Annotated in this window: 11 protein-coding genes; 7 read left to right on the top strand and 4 right to left on the bottom strand. The window is 69.8% G+C overall.

From position 1 onward, the window contains the following. Positions 1-84 precede the first annotated feature (84 nt). Complete coding sequence (locus ABZ717_RS08420; protein WP_358507296.1) at positions 85-1,170, bottom strand: hypothetical protein; 1,086 nt, start codon at positions 1,168-1,170, stop codon at positions 85-87. 225 nt (positions 1,171-1,395) lie between these two features. Between ABZ717_RS08420 and ABZ717_RS08415 the strand changes: the two genes are divergently transcribed. Beyond that, complete coding sequence (locus ABZ717_RS08415; RefSeq protein WP_358507294.1) at positions 1,396-2,673, top strand: helix-turn-helix transcriptional regulator; 1,278 nt, start codon at positions 1,396-1,398, stop codon at positions 2,671-2,673. A 46-nt stretch (positions 2,674-2,719) separates the two neighbouring features. On the opposite strand, the gene ABZ717_RS08410 is transcribed toward ABZ717_RS08415, so the two are convergent. From ABZ717_RS08410 to ABZ717_RS08400, 3 genes are read right to left on the bottom strand one after another with little or no spacing between them, the layout of a single operon-like run. Further along, a complete protein-coding gene (locus ABZ717_RS08410) occupies positions 2,720-3,907 on the bottom strand; it encodes a hypothetical protein (protein WP_358507292.1) in 1,188 nt (395 codons plus the stop codon). Further along, entirely contained in the window at positions 3,904-5,943 is a 2,040-nt protein-coding gene (locus tag ABZ717_RS08405; RefSeq protein ID WP_358507290.1) for a hypothetical protein, read from the bottom strand. The genes ABZ717_RS08410 and ABZ717_RS08405 overlap by 4 nt, the downstream gene beginning before the upstream one ends. Beyond that, entirely contained in the window at positions 5,940-6,680 is a 741-nt protein-coding gene (locus ABZ717_RS08400) for a toll/interleukin-1 receptor domain-containing protein (protein WP_358507288.1), read from the bottom strand. Before ABZ717_RS08400 ends, ABZ717_RS08405 begins: the two co-directional genes overlap by 4 nt. A gap of 371 nt (positions 6,681-7,051) precedes the next feature. Between ABZ717_RS08400 and ABZ717_RS08395 the strand changes: the two genes are divergently transcribed. From ABZ717_RS08395 to ABZ717_RS08370, 6 genes are all read left to right on the top strand, one after another. Beyond that, positions 7,052-9,151, top strand: a complete 2,100-nt coding sequence (locus ABZ717_RS08395; RefSeq protein ID WP_358507286.1) for an acyltransferase family protein — start codon at positions 7,052-7,054, stop codon at positions 9,149-9,151. A 384-nt stretch (positions 9,152-9,535) separates the two neighbouring features. Beyond that, a complete protein-coding gene (locus ABZ717_RS08390) occupies positions 9,536-10,816 on the top strand; it encodes a hypothetical protein (protein ID WP_358507284.1) in 1,281 nt (426 codons plus the stop codon). Continuing rightward, on the top strand, positions 10,813-12,012 hold the full coding sequence (locus ABZ717_RS08385) for a hypothetical protein (RefSeq protein ID WP_358507282.1): 1,200 nt from the start codon (positions 10,813-10,815) through the stop codon (positions 12,010-12,012). The genes ABZ717_RS08390 and ABZ717_RS08385 overlap by 4 nt, the downstream gene beginning before the upstream one ends. Positions 12,013-12,032: 20 nt before the next feature. Beyond that, positions 12,033-13,994: a GTPase-associated protein 1-related protein gene (locus ABZ717_RS08380; RefSeq protein ID WP_358507280.1), complete on the top strand. Its 1,962-nt coding sequence runs from the start codon at positions 12,033-12,035 to the stop codon at positions 13,992-13,994. 20 nt (positions 13,995-14,014) lie between these two features. Further along, a complete protein-coding gene (locus tag ABZ717_RS08375; RefSeq protein ID WP_358507278.1) occupies positions 14,015-15,454 on the top strand; it encodes a hypothetical protein in 1,440 nt (479 codons plus the stop codon). Position 15,455: 1 nt separating this feature from the next. Then, on the top strand, positions 15,456-15,722 hold a 267-nt coding region (locus ABZ717_RS08370), incomplete at its 3' end, for a hypothetical protein (RefSeq protein WP_358507276.1).

Raw genomic sequence — 15,722 nt, 5'->3', positions numbered from 1 at the left:
TCGACAACAGGGGAGACTTCCCGAACGGGGAGAACTCATCGCGGTGAGCGGCCCGAGTCCGGGGCCGGGGTCAGTGACCCGGGATCAGTGGTCGGGGTAGACGGACTGGATGCGCTCGGCCACGTGGGCGAAGCCGCCGCGCTCCAGGATGTGCACCTGTTCCCGGACGAACGCGGCGCGCTCGGCCTCGCCCGGGACCGATTCGATCAGCCCGCGCAGGATGGCGACCTGGACGTCCTGCTGCATGGCGGCCTCGTCCTCACCGGGGTCGGCGGGCCACCAGTAGCTCTCGTAACCCTCGTCGTCGACACCGCTGCCGGAGACGGGGTGCTCGAAGTGTTCGATGATCTGGCCGGACAGTTCCTCGATCGACTCCTCGGACGACGGACGCGCGGGCGAGGGCCTCGGGTCCGGCGCCGGGCCGCCGGGTACGGGTCCCGGTCCGCTCGCCGGGGCGTCCCGCAGGACGGCGCGCACCGACTCGGCCTCGTGCTCGGCCTCCCACAGGGCGCGGTCCTTGCGCAGGCGGACGATGCTCCGTAGGCGCTCCTCGTCCTCGTCGTCCAGGTCCACGCGCACGTCGTCGGCCCACACCTCGACGATGCCGTCGGCCACGGGGGACTCCGTGGCGAAGAGCGCGGTCAGCTCGACCTCGACCACCCCACGGTCCTGCGGGAGGGTGTGGGCCAGGAGCTCACGGGCGCGCAGCAGGATCGAACGCGAGGCGGGACCGGCGGGGTTGCGCAGGCGCAGGTCGACCCGGCCGGCCCACCGCCAGTGCACCCGCGCGGAGAAAACGAAGTCGTAGTCGTCCTCGGCGCTGGGCAGCGCGGTGCGGCGCAGACGTATCCCGCGGGTGCCGCTCTCGCCACGCGGGGCGGGCACCGGGTCGGGTTCGTCGCCATGGTCGGAGCCCCGGTCGGAACCATCGCGACGCTCCTCGGCCTCAACGGGTCGTGGTTCGGCCTCGGACTCGGTCGCGGACAGCGCCCGCGCCAGTGCGGGCCCGACTCCGGCCAACACCGCCGGCCGCGCCAGGGCCACCCCCAGCAGCATCAACGCCACCGGAATCCACACCAGTGTCCACAGCCCGACCAGCGGATACAGCACCGCCGGGACGAGCAGCACCACGACGACCGCCGTCAGGCGGGTGCGCGTGTAGGTGGCCACGGGTGTCTCCTCTTGCGGGGGCAGGGGAATGACTTGGGAAGGTCCACATGCCAGTCTGCCCGAGAACGAGCGTGCTCGTGCCACCAATGCCGAGTCGTGCTCCTCCGGAGACCCTCCCGTGTCGCCGCGGGAACCTCCCCCTCCTGACCTCGAAGCCCACGTTTCCCGCCTCCCCCATCACCGGGCGGCGGGACACCCCCGACGAAATCAGCAGAGGTGACCAGAATGTTCCATACCGAACTCCGTCGCCGTCGAACGACGGCCGGGATGAGTCTCGAAGCACTGAGCCGCCGCGCCCACTACAGCAAGGGCTACCTGAGCAAGGTGGAGAACGGGACCAAGCCCGCCACCTCCGACGTCGCCCGTGCTTGTGACGCGGCACTGGACGCGAACGGAGAGCTCGCCGCCCTGGTGCGGACCGATCCCTCCATCCCCCGGCACGACACCCCGACGGAGTCCACCACCCAAGAACAGGAGGTATGGCTGATGGGCCTGACCCCGAACGGTGAGACGGGATTCGTCGGCCTCGACCGGCGCACCGTCCTCTCCCTCAGTGCCTTCTCCTTACTGGAGATCGGGGATCCGAACCCCTCTTCCCGCACTCGCGAGGTCGCGCCGGCCCTGGAGGGCTTTCGCGCGCAACTGGGCGGTCTGCGCTCACTGGGACAGCACACCGCGCCCTCCATGGTCTTCCCCGTCGCGGTCTCCCTGGCCAACGCGCTCAGGCAGCTCGCCGCGTCGGCCTCCCCCGCAGACCGGCCGGAGACCCTGCGACTGGCCGCTCGCTTCGCCGAGTACGCGGGATGGATGGCGCAGGAGTCCGGAGACGACCGGCGCGCCCTGTGGTGGACCGACACCGCCGTTGCGATGGCTCGGGAAGGGGGAGACCGGAACATGGGTGAGTACGCGCTCGTTCGCAGGGCGCTGGTCACGATGTACGCCCACGACGGACTGGGCACGCTCGAACTGGCCCGACACGCACAACGCGACCCATCGACCTCCGATCGCGTACAGGGTCTCGCGGCCAAGCGTGAGGCCCAGGGCCACGCGCTGGCCGGTGATCCCCTCTCATGTGAGCGTGCCCTGGAACGCGCCCGCACCCTGTTGACATCCGACCCCGGCGACAACGGAGGCCCGGAGATACTCGGTTCCAGCCACGTAGGTGATCCGGTCGGTGTGGTGCGTGGCTGGTGCCTGGTCGACCTGGGGCGGACGGAGGAAGCCGCACGACTTCTGGATCAGGAGTGCGCGGCCCTACCCGTGAACGCCGCACGTGCCCGTGCCCGCTTCGGAGTTCGCCGTGCCCTGGCGCACGCGTTGTCCGGCGAGGTCGACCACGCCTGCGCCCTCACCGAGGAACTACTGGGCGAAGGGGCCGGTTCGGACTCGGCGACGGTTCGCGTGGACCTTCGCCGCCTGCATCAGGCCCTGAACCGGCACCACGGTCACGCCCCCGTTCGAGAGCTCTCGCCCCGGCTGTTGAGCGTGCTCCACGGCGTTTGAACGACCGTGTGGGGCCGCGCCCTTGGGACGCGGCCCCGGTGAGGGCTCACTTCAGAGGAGCTCCATAGCCGTTGCGCGTGTTGATGGGTGTGTCGGTCTCATGACCGATCCAGTCCGCGCCCGCGAGGTCGGGGGCGGGTCGACGACCGTCAGAGGGTTCGGCCTCCTCGAAGTCCTCATCGTCGGGCAGCGGGTAAAGGCTCCGGAGCTCCCTGGCGATGTCCCGAGCCCCCGCGTCCTCCAAGAGCCTGACCTGGCGATGCACGTTCTGCATCCTGGTGTCCTCGTCCTCATCGTCGTACCAGGAAAGGATGAGCCGGGCCGTATCGGAGGCGTCCGAAGTAGTGTGGTCGTCCATGGTCCCAGGGGGAACGAAGTCGTCGAACCCATGACCCCTTCGGTCATCCCGGTACTCCCGGACCTCCGGCTCGGACTCGCCGAGGAAGGCGAACTCCTCAGGAGCGGCGCCCCGAAGGCGCACCAGCAGGTCGGACAGGTCTTCGCCCTTGGAGGCCTCGGCCAACCGCGCGAGCGTTTCGATGAGACCATGGGTTCGGCCCACGTCCGCGTCTCCCCGCACCAGGTCCCACACGATCGCGCTGCCCGGCGTCGCCAGGACGTCATCGGCGTAATACCGGCGCTTGGCGGACTCGACCGACTTCTCCACCTCCCAGACCACGCTCTCCTTGCGCATTCGCGAAAGCCGTTCCAGACGCGTCATGTCGTCGTCGGAGAGGGTGAGTTCGACGTCCTCGGCCCACACCTCCAGGGCCCCGTCGTACGCGTACACGGCCACACCCAGATCGGCCGCGAGCTGATGCCGGGCCATGTCGTAGTGCTCCGGACGAAACCGGACCACGCCCTTGCGCGCCTGTTCCGCGACGACCCGTTGGGCCTGGCCGGCCGGGTTGTGCAGACGAGGGTCGGGGACACCCGTCCACCGCCACATCACCATCGCCGAGAACAGGAAGGGATAGTGCTCGTCCCGGCTGGACAGCGGTTCGTCCTTGATGCGAACGTTCCGCGGCCCGCTCTCCATGAACGGATCCGGCGGGGTTTCGGTCTGCCCGGGGACCGACGGCCTGGTGCTGCCGAACATGAGCACCAGTCCACCGAAAAGCAGCATGACCGGTGCCGCCACCAAGATCCACAGGTCCATCAGCGGATACAGGGCGGCGACGAGTACGGCCACCACCCCGAGCATGATGACCACACCTCGACGTGTGCCGTTCATCCGTTCTCCTTTCGCGGAGCCACACGCTCCCGAGTGGGCGGAATTCCCTGTGCCTCATCGATCCTGCGGAGGAGGGCGTCCCGTTCTCTTCTTCGACCTGACGGTTCTTGGGTGCCCTCGCCGTATCGGGGCAGACGCAGCGCTGTCGTGTAGAGGACGGCCAGGGTTCGCGCCTGCGTCGCCGCCACCACCAGAATCTCCGTGAACTGTTCCGAACGGCCGATCCAGAGCTCTCCGTATTCCCTGGTCCGATCCGGTTCGTGTTGGAGGAGGAGTGGAAGCCCTTCGGCGACCATGGCCAGCACGCCGGGTTCGATCGGATGTCGCCCACCACCGCGCAGCAGGAGATCGGGGCATGTCATCTCCCGGAACAAGGTCCGGTCCACGGCTTCGTTCCGCTCACGGAGCTTGTAGGAGAACCTCCGTACGGCCCGCCGGTGGAAGGAACGGTCCCGGGCCAGCCCCTTCAACTCCGAGCGCGCGGCCTCGGAGACCTTGTCGGCCGCGTGACTCGCGAACAGGTGCAGCCGGACCAGGGCCCGTTCCGGGTGGGTACGAGCGAGTTCCTGAGCGCACACCGCGATCAGGACATGGGAGAGTCGTTCGGATGGTGGCCTTTCTCCCCATCGGTAGATCTGTCGGCGGGTCAGGCGCCCGTACCGCGGATCCTTGAGGGCCGTGGACAGGGCGATCGCGGACTGAGGTGCCCTGTTCCCAGCCTTCTCGGCCCCGCCACTCCAATCCATGGCCGCGGTGAACACCCGGTCCGGCCGGTCCACCCGCAACCTCTGCTCGGTCCACCGTTCGGCGACCCGGTCGCGGTCGGTCGGTGACAGGACCGGGCCGCGGACACAAATATCGACCCATCGGTCGAACACGTCGTGCAGCCAAGGGTGCGCGTCCCAGAGTTCGGCCCGGATCGCGGCGGCCTGACCAACGCGCCGGAACCGGACCCGACGGTCCGCTCCGACCTCCAGTCCCAGTTCCGACAGTTCCGTCCGAAAGTGGGGACGTTCGATCAAAGGTGTCACGTCCTCGGGAAGACGGACCATCGGCAGGAGGTGCTCCACCGCCGTGGCGAGGCGCTCCACCGATGTTCCTTCCAGGACGGAGGCGGCGAGCAACAGCGCGCGACCACGACCACCCGCTTTCCTCAATGGTTCGAGGAGCTTGTCCGTGTCACCTTTCAGAGCCGCGTCGAGCCACTCCCCGATGAGCCCTTCACCACCACGCTCCTTGCCCACCTCCTTCACCCTGCGCGCCAGCTCCTCCACTTCCCCCATCGAGGCCCGGACGGCCCACTCCCGTACATGCTTGTGGGCGTGGGCCGGGAAGAACCCGTGAACGTCCTTGGCGTCGAGGTGGCTGCGGAGTACCGCAAGAGGGTCGGGACGCCCCGGTCGGACCACGTGATCGCGCAGTTCGATCGGGATGTCGTCCTTGTCCTTGGAGTCGAAGAGCACGACCAGACGGGCGCCTGCCCGACGCGCATGGTTCCGGAGGGGTTCCAGCCAACGGAGGATCTCCCGTGTCCGTGGAACCCCGTTGCGGGTGAGGTCGAGCAACAGTCGCTCCCCTCCCCGCAACGTTCCCACGTCCAGGCGCGGAACCTCGTCCTCGGTGGTGAGGTCCTCACGGATGTCGTGGTCGTCTTCCTGACCTCGTGGGACCAACAGCATCTGGGCCGCGGTGCGCAGGCCTTCACCCTGACCACCGACCAGCACCACGGCACCATAGGTGGCGAGATGTTCGCGCAGGCCGTCCTCGTCCAGGTTCGGAGGAGCGACGAAGCGACGACGCAGATTCCCGAGGCGATCTTCGGCGATGACATGGCGTTCACGCCGACGCCGCAGGCGCCCCTCGTCATCGATTTCGAATTGCGAGGCCTCTTCCAAGGAGACCCCGGACAACACGAGCTGGTTTCCTGAGCCGGTGTGGGTCGGCGAGTTCTGATTGATGTCCCCGTGCCCGGAGTGGAGCGTGCTCTCGTCGGATTCCACCAGGGTCGAGTCGATCGGCGCCTCGGGTGGGGTCACCGTGTCCTCCGCCGCTCGGGGGCGCCGATGATCTGGTCACCGGTGCCGTGGTGGGTCGGCGAGTTCTGATTGATGTCCCCGGTCCCGTGATGCACAGTGCCCGGGGATCCGGTGATGATGCTGCCGACCTCACCACTGACCCCCGCGACCCCGTTGACGGTGTGTTCTTGAGACTGGACCGCGTAACCGTCGACGTCGCGCATCGTGTTGGTGGTGCCGGGCCGGTCCGCCACCTGTTCGTCCCTTTGCCCGGCCCGACAGGCGGCCTTGTCCTCCAGGTCCGGTACGGCGATCTCGACGGCCGCCACGAGCTCCTCGATGTCACTCTCGTTGTTGCGGTGCCGGTAGCGGCGGTACTGACAGCGGGCCAAGGGCGCGAGATCGGCGGGCAGGTCGGCGGACCTGAGACGGGGCGTGTTCTCCACCAGGACGGGGATGACGGTGGCATCGGAGTCGAACGCGAGGACGATCTCCCTTCTGATCCAGTCCTCGGGGTCGTCCAAGGGTCGACGTCCGTCATCTCCCGGCAACGCCCAGCGGGGACCGATGACGGCCAAGAGCACCGCGCAGTCGGCGGCGGCCCTGCGCAGCTCCTTCTCGAAGTCCGCTCCGGAAGGGATCGACTTACTGGCTCGGAACACTTCCTCCTCGCCGAAGTGCCGGGAGAGCTCCCGGTCGATCAGCGTCGCTACATGTTCTCCGTCGCCCGTCCGGTAGTTGACGAAACAGCTGTTCATGGCGTCCTTCCGACCTTTCGGGAAGATGTCGTTTCCGCGGCCTCGAAACTTGCCATCAAACAGGGAAAAACGACACACTCCCCTGATCACGACAACTCGACCGCAACTCGATAATGTTCGGAAAGGGCGGAATCAGAAAGGTCGATCGCCTCGTTTCCTGCGTTCTTTCGACGGGGAAACAGGAAACTCCGACCAGGGTGTGATCTGCGTTACCCATAGGTCATCGTGGGGCGGAACGGTGTCCCGGAGTGGGTGATTCGGTGACGTTCGAGACAGGCCGGGTTCACTTCGGAACGACGGTTCGGGAAATTCTCACTGAAGCATTGCCGTGTCTGTGCCAGAGGTTTCCCGGGACACGCCACCATGGCACAATGCGATCACCCGCTCTCCCCGCGCAACCGCCCATCCCTTCCTCAGGCAAGGGCGATGGGCGGACCGGAACCACCCTGACCAGGTTCCGACCCGAGGTACAAGGCCTCCGCGCCCTCGCCGTCCTGCTCGTGCTCGTCTACCACCTGGAGCCGGAACTGCTCCCCGGTGGTTACGTGGGCGTCGACGTCTTCTTCGTGATCTCGGGTTTCCTCATCACGTCGTTGCTGCTGCGCGAGGTCACCGAACACGGGCGGGTGTCGCTGGCGAAGTTCTACGTGCGGCGGGTGCGCAGGTTGCTGCCCGCGGCCACACTGGTCCTCCTCGTCACCGGCGTGGTGTCACTGGTGGTGTTGCCGGTGACCAGGCTGGGCGACACCGCCTGGCAGTTGCTCGCCTCGGCCCTGTGGGTGGAGAACCTGTACCTGGCCGACCAGGCGCTGGACTACCTGGCGGCGGAGACCCCGCCCAGCCCAGTGCAGCACTTCTGGTCGCTTTCGGTGGAGGAGCAGTTCTACCTGGTGTGGCCGCTGTTGTTCCTGCTGTGGGCGTTGGCGGCGCGTCGGTGGCGAGCGGGGAACGGGGTGCTGACCGCCGTGCTCGGCACGGTGTTCGTGGCGTCCCTGGCCTGCTCGATCTGGATGACCCTCTCCGGTGACGCGGGCGCCTACTTCTGGCCGGTCACCCGGGCCTGGGAGCTCGCGGCGGGCGGATTGTCGGCCGTGGCGATGTCCCAGGGGTCGCTGCCGGAACGTCTGCGGCTGCCGCTGGGATGGCTCGGGCTGGCGGCGATCGTGGCATCGGCGCTGCTCTACGACTCCGGCACTCCCTTTCCCGGGTACACGGCGCTGCTGCCGATCCTGGGTTGCGTCGCGGTGATCGCGGCCGAGAGCCCCTCCGGGCCGGCCGCCTCGGTCGTGTTGAGCACCCGACCGGCCCGGTTCTTCGGCGACATCTCCTACTCGCTGTACCTGTGGCACTGGCCCGTCATCATCTTCACGCTGGAACTGCTCGGTCGGGCCTCTCTCGGTCCGCTCGGCATCGCGCTCGCGGCCGGGGTCTCGGTGCTGCTGGCCTGGGGAACCAAGGTGTGGGTGGAGGATCCGGTGGCCCGGCACAAGCTCGTGCGCAGCGGCCGCGCCGCGCTGGCGCTGGCCGTGTGCGGGATCCTGGGGGTGGCCCTGGTCTCGGCCGCCGCCACGCACCGGGTCGACCGGATGGCCTCGGTCGAGTTCGACCCGTCCGTGCACGTGGGGCCCAAGGCGTTGGAGAGCGGGGCCGTGTCCTCGGAGATGCTCTACCCCTCCCCCATCGACGCCGAGGACGACGTGCCCCGTACCTACGACGACGGTTGTCACGCCGGGTTCGACGACGACGATCCCAGCGACTGGTGCGCCTACGGCCCCGACGACGCCGAGTCGACCGTGGTGATCACCGGCGACTCGCACAGTCTGCAGTGGATCCCCGCCCTGGAGGAGCTCGGCGAGGAGCGCGGCTGGCGCCTGGTGGTCCTGAGCAAGTCCGCGTGCGCGTTCACCGACATCCTGGTGGGACGGGACGGCGGGCCCTACGAGAACTGTCAGGAGTGGAACCGCGAGACCGTCGACGAGATCCTGGAGATCGACCCCGACCTGGTGTTCACCAGTTCCTCGGTGAAGGGCAACCCCTATGGTCTGGGGGACGAGGGCCCCGCGGAGGTCCAACGGGTCATGGGCGAGGGCATGGCGGAACTGTGGGATGAGATCACCGAAGCAGGCGTGCCGGTACTGGCCGTACGCGACACCCCGCGGGTGAGCCAGGACGTGTTGGACTGCCTGGCCGCCAACATCGAGAGCCCGACCGAGTGCGACCGTCCGATCGAACAGGCCATGGAGACCGCCGACCCGCAGGAGGTGGCGGTGGAGCAGGTCGAGGACGCCGAGATCGTCGACCTCACCGACCGGTTCTGTGTCGAGGGCACGTGTTCGGTGGTGATCGGCAACGTGCTGGTGTACCGGGACTCCCACCACATCACCGGCACCTACGCGCGGCTGCTGAGCGACGATCTGGCGACGCGGATGGACCAGGCGTTGTCACGGACCTCACAGGGATCCCTGCCATAGATTCATCCCTTTTCACCTTTATCGGAGAGAATTTTCGCTTCCGTTCCGGCAAAAGGTCGAAAACGGCCCCCGAGTCGTTTCGCAAAAGGGTGTTTCGCCACGTTGGGACGGGGCTCTGCGAAGTATGCTCGTCGAATCCTGCCGAGCACCTTCGTCCCCACGGTGAAAGGCCACCCGTTGGATTCCACCGAAGCCCCCGCAGGTCGGGGAACGACCGCACGAACACGGACACCGTCCCCGCCTCGGGGCGTGACCGCACGGGTGGACGGGTCACGCGTGGTGGTGACGTGGCGGCCGGACACGAATACGCAGGGCCCGGTCGGCTACCGGGTGACTCGCCGGACCGGTCGCGGAGGCACCGCTCGTGAGGAGTCTCTCGGTGAGGTGACCGGCGTCGAACTGGTCGACGACCGAATCGGCGCGGGCGTGGACGCCCACTACGCGGTGGTGACGGTTCGAGAGGGCCAGGAGTCGGAGGCGTCGGTGAGCACCCCGGCGATGATCGCCCCGGACGTGTCCGAGGTGCGGACGACGGTCGACGAGTCGGAGGTGTCGGTGTCCTGGCATCGGCCACCGGAGGCGACCCGGGTGGAGGTGCTGCGCGGAGCCGGCGCGCCACCGCACGGCAAGGGCACCGGGGTGGTGTCGGTGGAGCACGACGGGTCGGGCTTTCGCGACACGTCGGTGCGCGCCGACCAGGAGTACTTCTACCGGGTACGGGCGGTGTACCTGACCTCGCAGGGGTGGACACGGGGTTCCCCGGGGCTGCTGATCAGGGCGGTGCCGGGGCCGCGGGCCGAACCCGTGCGCGACCTTCGCGTCGACCCGGGCGAAGGCGGTCGGGTGGCGTCCTGGACCCCACCGAAACGGGGTCGGGTGAGGCTGTACACGGGCCGGACCGCGACCGCGGCGACGTCGGGGGCCCCGGTGGCGGGCGAACCCGTCCAGGGGTCCGACGGTCGCCACCGGCTATCGCTGTCCCTGCCGGCCGGGGTCTCCCACGTGGTGGCCATGACCGAGGACGGGGAGCACCGGGTGGTGGGCTCGCCCGTGCGGGTGGTCGTCGCCCCGCCCGTGACGGGTCTGCGGGCCGAACGATACGACACCGTGGTGCGGCTCGGCTGGTCCTGGCCGGAGCACACCTCATCGGCCCTGGTGACGTGGGCGGAGGAGACCGACGGGGAGCCCGCCGGTTGGGAGCGACGCACGCGTGTGCGCTACGACGCCGAGGGCGGGTTCGAGACTCCCATGGGTTCGGGTCCCCTCGTGGTGACGGTCCGCACCACCGTCCACTCCGGAACCGACGAGGCGTTGAGCGTTCCCACGACCGTGCGCCTGCCCGGCCGCGTCGTCCTGGACTACCGGGTCGAACCGGTGGGGTTGCTGCGCCGCGAACGGCTGGTGCACCTGAGCGCGGACGTGCCCTGTCGGATGCCGCGGATCGCGGTCGTGTTCACCCCCGGTGAGGTGCAGCCGCACGCGCGCAGCGGCCGGGACCGGGTGTTGTCGGTCCTGCCCGCACGGGACCTGGACGCCGGTGAGCGGGTGTCGGTACGGGTGCGTCCGCCGTGGGACGCCGCCCCCGGCTGGTTGACGTGCTTCCCCTTGGGTCCGGGCGGCGCCGTGCGCCTGCGCCAGCCCTCGGTCAGGGAGCTGCGCCTGTGAACCTCGTCGTCCCCGCGAACCCGCTCACGGGGTCGCGTCTGGTGTGCCCGTACTGCTACTCGGTCTTCACCGAACGGCGGATCGGGTTCCGTTGCCCGGGACGCCCCGGACCCGACGGTCGGATGTGCGCCGAGGAGGAGGACCGGGCGCTGCGCGACCACCTGGGCCGCAAGGAACGACTGCCTCCGGTGTTCGAAGCCGACGGCCGCCGTCCCCGGGCCCACTGCCCGGAGTGTTCGTCGGCGAGCGACCGACAGGTGTGCCTGGTCTGCCACTCACGGCTGCCGGTGAACTTCGGGCGGATGCGCGGCCGCGTCATCGCGCTGGTGGGTGCCCGCGACTCCGGCAAGACCGTGTTCATGACCGTCCTCATCCACGAGTTGAAACACCGGGTCGGCGCGCGTTTCCGGGCGTCGGTGGGCGGCGCGGACGACCACACCCGGCACCGGTTCGGCAGCGACTACGAGGCCCCCCTGTACGAGGAGGGCCGGCTGCTGCGGGCGACCCGGCGCACCGGGACGGCCCGCGAACCCCTGGTCTTCCGGTACACCGGACTACGCCCCGGCCTGCTGATGGACCGCCCGCACCACACGCTGCTGTCGTTCCTGGACACCGCGGGCGAGGACCTGCACGACATGGACAGCGTGGAGACCAACCTGCGTTACCTGCGCAACGCCGACGGGGTGATCGTGCTGCTGGACCCGTTGCAGATGAAGGGCGCCCGTCCCTCGGCCGCGCCCGGAACACGGATGCCCGCGATGGAGAGTCCGCGGAACCGGTCGTTCGACATGCTCGGCCGGGTCACGGACCTGCTGATGCGACGGTCCGACCACGTTCGGGGACGGATCAGGACACCGGTGGCGGTGTGCCTGAGCAAGATCGACGCGCTGCGCGAGGACCTGGACGAGGGTTCCCCCCTGCAACGACCCCAACCGGACGCGCCCCACTTCGACGTCCGCGACGGCCAGGACGTGCACGCCCAGGTCCAACAGCTCCTGCACCGTTGGGGCGCGGCCGACGTCGACGTCCACGTGCGCACGCACTACGCCAACGCCCGGTACTTCGGGGTGTCGGCGTTGGGTGAGGGACCCGACGAGGACAACGTGCTGCACGGCGGGGTGCGGCCCTATCGGGTGGCGGACCCGTTCCTGTGGATGCTCTCGGAGTTCGGAGTGGTCCCGGCGAAGGACCGCTAGGGAAGGGACACGTTCAGGCGATGGGTGCGGCGCAGCTCTACTACACCTCGTGCGAACACGGTCTGTCCGGCAGCGGCGGCTACCAGTTCAACGCCGCCACCCCGGGTGTGGACACGCGCGTGCTGCGCGAGGTGGAGCGGTTCACCGTGTACGAACCGCCGAGGTCGATGCCGGCGAAGGAGGTCCACCGACACCCGGTGAACCTGTGTTACTCCCCCGACCTGGGCGGGGCGCGTGTGCTGAGCCGGGTGGTCTCCAGCGGACACGATCCCTCCGGCCGGCCGGGCAACTACTTCGCGCACAGTCTCCTGTTGGACGGGGAGGAGGGGCCGCTGCCCGCCGAGTTGTGGGGGGCGGGGTTCTGGGCGGGTCGGCCGGTGACCGACCCCGAACTGCCGCGGCTCTCCCCCGTCGCGGGACCGTTGGACCGTACGCGCACCGCGGCCTGGCTTCGCGGCCGGGACGAGGCATTGCTGCGTCGGCTGCTGGTGGCGGTGGACGCGGCCATCGACGGAGGTGCTCCGGTGCTGTTGCCGGCCCGGGACGAGGACGCCGCCCACTGGGTGGCCGCCCTGTCCCACCTGTTGCCGCCCCGGCGCGCCCGGCGGATGTCCTTCGCCACCTACAGCGGCAGCCCGGAGGACGCCCCGGTGCACGTGGTGGCGGTGCCGCCGGAGACCGACACGGGTGGGCTACGCGATCGCTTCGTCGTCTTCGGGGCGGCGGGGTTGGGGGCCGGCGACTGCGCCGCACAGGAGGTGGGGGAACCGGAGACCACCCCGGACACGCTGTCGGTGGTCTCGACCGTGTTGCTGACCGGTGTGGAGCTCGCCCCGCGGCTCTGGGCCTCGGCCGGACTCTACGCCTCCGGGGCCGAAGAGGGTCTTTCGATGTGGCGGCCACCGCTGGCGGCGGCCCGTCTGAGCGACGCCGGTGTCCCCGTCACCGAACCCGACCTGCGGGTGGTCCGCGCCTGGTTGCCCGAAGCCGTTGACCGGTTGCCCCGCGGGCCGGCCCGGGAGCTGCTGGGGCGGCTCCTCGATCCGTCCCTGGAATGCGCGGATGACGAACCGGCACGACTCCAGACGGTGGCGCACGCCTGTGGTTCGTGGGAGCTGATCGAACGGGCCGAAGGGCTGCTCGTACGGCACTCCCTGGCCCGGATCGCGTCCGGTGCGCCCGCTCCCCCGGTGGCGACCATCCGATCTCCCCGAATGTCGTCCATGGCCGAGGACCGGGTGGCCGCACTGTTGGACGGTGCCCTCGAACCCGCGCGCGTGGTGGAGCTGCTGCGCTGGACCCGCGCGGGCGGGGTGCGGCCGCCCGAGGCCGCGTTGGAGCGTTACGGGGCCGAGCCCCTCGCCCGAGCGCTGGCCGACGTTCCGCCGGGTCGTGAACTGGCCGAGCTGTTGAAGGCGCACGCCCCACTGCGACGCGGGGTCGCGCGGGTGTTGGGCTCGTTGCCGCGTCGAACCCTCACCGCGCTGGCCGCCGATCCCATCGGCGCGTTCTTCGCCGCGGATCGGGAGGTCTCCTCCGCCGTGTCGGTACTGCGCGAACTACGCCTGCTGCACACCGGCACGGACACGGGCCCCCTGGCCACGCGGGCGTTGGCCGACTGCCCGGACGCGCTGTTCGACGCCTACCGTCGCGTGGCCGCCGAGCGTCTGACCCTGCCGCCCCGTTCGATCCTGGGTCTGTCCCCGCGACCTTTGGAGGCCGAACTCGTGGCACGGGTTTTCCTGACCGCCCGACGACTGTGCGCGCAAGGCCCGGCCATGGCGATCGACCGGGGCCGCTCGCTCCTCCTCCACGTGCTGGAACCCGCCGCGCCCACCTGGTCGCGCAGGGACGTGACGGCGGCACGTCGGGCCTTCCACGACCCCGGCCGGGAACGGGACTTCGACCGGTGGGTGCGCGGCGTCCGAGAACGCGACAGGACGAACGGCCTGTTCGGGCCGCGCTTCGGAGGGAGCCGATGAGAGCGCAGGAGGAGAGGGTCGTGGAAGGTGTCGTGGGGGTGTTCGCCCTCCTGGTCAACACGGTGATCGTGGTGGTCGCCGCCGCCCTGGCGGCCGGGCTCGTGTTCCTGGTGGTCCTGCACCTACGGCGGATCCACGAGGTGCTGTATCGGGGTGACGGTCCGCGTGTGACACCACCGGGGCCCGAGGAATCCGCGTGGTGGGGGTACCACGGCGGTCCCCTTTGGCGGGACCTGGCCGAGGTACACCGCCGAGTCCACCTCGACGCCGGCCCGTTCGTGGTGTTCCTGACGCCGTTCCTGTGCTTGCAACTGGTGGTGGCACTGGTCCACTCCGCCGTGGCCTGGACGGGGGTCGGCGCGCTACGGCTGGTGGACGGCGCGTCGCTGTTCGTACGCCGGATCCGTATGGTGTGCCCACGCTGCTTCGAACACATGCCCTACCCCTCCTACGCGTGCGACGGTTGCGGCCGGCGACACCGAGACGTGCGGCCCGGGGCACGGGGTGTGTTCCGTCGCCGGTGCGTGTGCGGCGGGGACCTGCCCACACTGCTGTTGTTGGGCAGCGCCGACCTGCGTACCCACTGCCCGCACTGTGCCCAGGTGTTGGAGCACCGGCCCGGCGAGGCCCGCGAGTTCGTCCTGCCGTTGTTCGGGGCGGCCGGCGCGGGCAAGACCCGACTCACCCACGGCCTGCACGTGGCCCTGACGTACGCCGCCGAACGCCACGTCCGCGCCCGCACCGTGGCGATGGGGCGCGAGACCGAACAGAGGTTGCGCGACAGCCGGCCCCGGCTCGCACCCGACCACCGGGTGCCGTCCACCCCACCGGGGCGCCGGGCCCGAGGGCTGACCCTGCGCGTGGAGGCCGACCGGTGCGCCCTCCTGATGCAGCTCTACGACACCGCCGGGGAATCGTTCAACACCACCGACCGCACCGAGGACCTCACCTACCTGGGCGAGGCCACCACGTTCCTGCTGGTGTTGGACCCCCTGGCGGTCCCCGCCGTATGGAACGCCCTCGACCCCGACGAACGGCTCCGGCTCGCCGGCGACCGTTCCCAGACGCCCGACCCCGAACGGGCCTACATGCAGGTCCGAGACCAGGTGCACCGGTGGTATCGCGCACACGGCATGGGCCAGGCCAGGACCCGGATCGCGGTGGTGGTGACCCGCGGCGACCTGCTCGCGCACACATCCCTTGACCCCACGGGGGTTCCGCCCGAGCTGTGGCTGCGCGAGGTGATGGGCGCCGACAACCTGCTGCGCGCGGCGCGGGCCGACTTCGGCACCATGGCGACCTTCGTGACCAGTGCCGTCGTGAACCCCGACGGTCTGCCGGACCCCAGCCTGACGGAACTGCTGCGCTGGGTGCTGGCCCGCGAGGCGTCGGCGTTCGGCGAGATGCTCACCGGCCCGCGACGGGTCCCGATTCCCGCCGCCCTCCCCCTGGAGGTGTGAGGTGTCCGTCGGCCCGAACCCGTACCCTCCCTCGCCCCTGGCACCGCCACCGTCTCCGTCTGCGTCCCCGCCCTACCGCTCCGCCCGTCGCGCCACCGCCTGGGTGCTGTACGCGGCCATCGCCCTGACCACGCTCTTCGCCTTGTTCCACCTGGCCCGGGGCACCCTGGCCTCCGACGACGGCCACCGCGCCGGCAAGTTCCTCACCGCCCAGGACCTGGGCCGAGAAGGCGAGAACACCGCGTTCAAGACGGTCGTCCTGGACGAG

Source organism: Nocardiopsis sp. NPDC006832 (genome assembly GCF_040635885.1).
GTDB lineage: Bacteria > Actinomycetota > Actinomycetes > Streptosporangiales > Streptosporangiaceae > Nocardiopsis.
The sequence above is the reverse complement of the archived record's forward strand: the minus strand, read 5'-3'. Positions and strand labels throughout refer to the sequence as shown.

Coding starts and splice junctions, on each gene's coding strand:
- ABZ717_RS08400 (WP_358507288.1), bottom strand. CDS start 6,680: ATGAACAGCTGTTTCGTCAACTACCGGACGGGCGACGGAGAACATGTA.
- ABZ717_RS08380 (WP_358507280.1), top strand. CDS start 12,033: ATGGGTGCGGCGCAGCTCTACTACACCTCGTGCGAACACGGTCTGTCC.
- ABZ717_RS08410 (WP_358507292.1), bottom strand. CDS start 3,907: ATGAACGGCACACGTCGAGGTGTGGTCATCATGCTCGGGGTGGTGGCC.
- ABZ717_RS08395 (WP_358507286.1), top strand. CDS start 7,052: ATGCGATCACCCGCTCTCCCCGCGCAACCGCCCATCCCTTCCTCAGGC.
- ABZ717_RS08415 (WP_358507294.1), top strand. CDS start 1,396: ATGTTCCATACCGAACTCCGTCGCCGTCGAACGACGGCCGGGATGAGT.